Source organism: Teichococcus aestuarii (assembly GCF_042651065.1).
Classification (GTDB): Bacteria; Pseudomonadota; Alphaproteobacteria; order Acetobacterales; family Acetobacteraceae; genus Pseudoroseomonas; species Pseudoroseomonas aestuarii.
The window spans coordinates 1-2,655 of record NZ_JBHSCH010000132.1 but is presented as its reverse complement, the minus strand read 5'-3'; the positions used below and the strand labels follow the sequence as shown (position 1 = coordinate 2,655).

2 tRNA genes and 2 rRNA genes are annotated in these 2,655 nt (G+C 48.1%); all 4 read right to left on the bottom strand.

Features of this window, described 5'->3' with window-relative positions:
• Positions 1 to 2,003: ribosomal RNA gene (locus ACFOY6_RS23845) — 23S ribosomal RNA — on the bottom strand; the annotation flags it as partial.
• A 185-nt stretch (positions 2,004 to 2,188) separates the two neighbouring features.
• Positions 2,189 to 2,264: transfer RNA gene (locus tag ACFOY6_RS23840), tRNA-Ala, on the bottom strand.
• A gap of 20 nt (positions 2,265 to 2,284) precedes the next feature.
• Positions 2,285 to 2,361 (bottom strand) — tRNA-Ile (locus tag ACFOY6_RS23835).
• Positions 2,362 to 2,455: 94 nt separating this feature from the next.
• Positions 2,456 to 2,655: ribosomal RNA gene (locus ACFOY6_RS23830) — 16S ribosomal RNA — on the bottom strand; the annotation flags it as partial.

Here is a 2,655-nt window from a genome sequence, read left to right as displayed (position 1 = left end):
TACGCCATTCGTGCAGGTCGGAACTTACCCGACAAGGAATTTCGCTACCTTAGGACCGTTATAGTTACGGCCGCCGTTTACTGGGGCTTCAATTCGTAGCTTCGCAGAAGCTAACCACTCCTCTTAACCTTCCAGCACCGGGCAGGCGTCAGACCCTATACGTCATCTTACGGTTTAGCAGAGACCTGTGTTTTTGATAAACAGTCGCTTGGGCCTATTCACTGCGGCTCTTCTGGGCGTGAACCCTAAAGAGCACCCCTTCTCCCGAAGTTACGGGGTCATTTTGCCGAGTTCCTTAACGAGAGTTCGCTCGCTCACCTTAGAATTCTCATCTTGACTACCTGTGTCGGTTTGCGGTACGGGCACCTGTTATCTATCTAGAGGCTTTTCTCGGCAGTGTGAAATCAACGACTCGAGGAAACAATTTCCTCTCCCCATCACAGCTCAGCCTTATGAGTGCCGGATTTGCCTAACACTCAGCCTTACTGCTTGGACGTGCACTCCAACAGCACGCTTCGCCTATCCTACTGCGTCCCCCCATCGATTAAAACGATACTAGGTGGTACAGGAATATCAACCTGTTATCCATCGCCTACGCCTGTCGGCCTCAGCTTAGGACCCGACTAACCCAGAGCGGACGAGCCTTCCTCTGGAAACCTTAGTCAATCGGTGGACGGGATTCTCACCCGTCTTTCGCTACTCACACCGGCATTCTCACTTCTAAGCGCTCCACATGTCCTTGCGATCATGCTTCGACGCCCTTAGAACGCTCTCCTACCATTGTCCAAAGGACAATCCACAGCTTCGGTAATATGTTTAGCCCCGGTACATTTTCGGCGCAGTGTCACTAGACCAGTGAGCTATTACGCTTTCTTTAAAGGATGGCTGCTTCTAAGCCAACCTCCTGGTTGTCTGGGCAACGCCACATCCTTTTCCACTTAACATATATTTTGGGGCCTTAGCTGGTGGTCTGGGCTGTTTCCCTCTCGAACACGGACCTTATCACCCATGTTCTGACTCCCAAGTTAAATTAATTGGCATTCGGAGTTTGTCTGAATTCGGTAACCCGAGAGGGGCCCCTCGTCCAAACAGTGCTCTACCTCCAATAATCATCACTTGAGGCTAGCCCTAAAGCTATTTCGGAGAGAACCAGCTATCTCCAAGTTCGATTGGAATTTCTCCGCTACCCTCAGTTCATCCGCTCACTTTTCAACGTAAGTCGGTTCGGTCCTCCATTCAGTGTTACCTGAACTTCAACCTGACCAAGGGTAGATCACCTGGTTTCGGGTCTACGACCAAATACTCAACGCCCTATTCAGACTCGCTTTCGCTGCGGCTCCACATTTGCTGCTTAACCTTGCATCAGATCGTAACTCGCCGGTTCATTCTACAAAAGGCACGCCATCACCCATTAACGGGCTCTGACTACTTGTAAGCACACGGTTTCAAGTTCTCTTTCACTCCCCTTCCGGGGTGCTTTTCACCTTTCCCTCACGGTACTTGTGCACTATCGGTCACTAGAGAGTATTTAGCCTTAGGAGATGGTCCTCCCAGATTCCGACGGAATTTCACGTGCTCCGTCGTACTCAGGATCCACTCAAGAGAGAATATGTTTTCGACTACAGGATTATTACCTTCTTTGATTCATCTTTCCAGATGATTCGTCTAACATGTTCTTTTGTAACTCCGTATAGAGTGTCCTACAACCCCAACAAGCAAGCTTGTTGGTTTGGGCTCTTCCCGTTTCGCTCGCCGCTACTCAGGGAATCGATTTTTCTTTCTCTTCCTCCGGGTACTAAGATGTTTCAGTTCTCCGGGTCTGCCTTCTGACATGCTATAAATTCACATGTCGATAACATGACATAACTCATGCTGGGTTCCCCCATTCGGAAATCTCTGGATCAACGCTTACTTACAGCTACCCAAAGCATATCGTCGTTAGTAACGTCCTTCATCGGCTTCTAGTGCCAAGGCATCCACCGTGCGCCCTTAATAACTTAATCTATGTTTCCACCATATTTTGAATTGTTATTCAAAATAAATAGCTAAAACTAGTTATTAATCTTGTGAGTGTTCTTTCGAACACTAGCGATTATTTATGAATTCAAGCTTATTTAAAACTCTATTCACTCGGTTTTGCTTGGTAAAATCTTACTTACTTATCCAGTTTTCAATGTACAAAATATAATGGTGGAGACTAGCGGGATCGAACCGCTGACCTCCTGCGTGCAAAGCAGGCGCTCTCCCAGCTGAGCTAAGCCCCCTAAGGTTTTAAATTATTGAATGGTGGGCCTAAGTGGACTCGAACCACCGACCTCACGCTTATCAGGCGTGCGCTCTAACCAGCTGAGCTATAGGCCCATTAAAACTTGAATGCTAATAAACATTCAAAACTGAATACAATATGTCACATCATCCCTCATCTTCGTAGAAGATGTTCCGAATATATCCTTAGAAAGGAGGTGATCCAGCCGCAGGTTCCCCTACGGCTACCTTGTTACGACTTCACCCCAGTCGTTTGTCCCACCTTCGACGGCTAGCTCCAAATGGTTACTCCACCGGCTTCGGGTGTTACAAACTCTCGTGGTGTGACGGGCGGTGTGTACAAGGCCCGGGAACGTATTCACCGTAGCATGCTGATCTACGATTACTAGC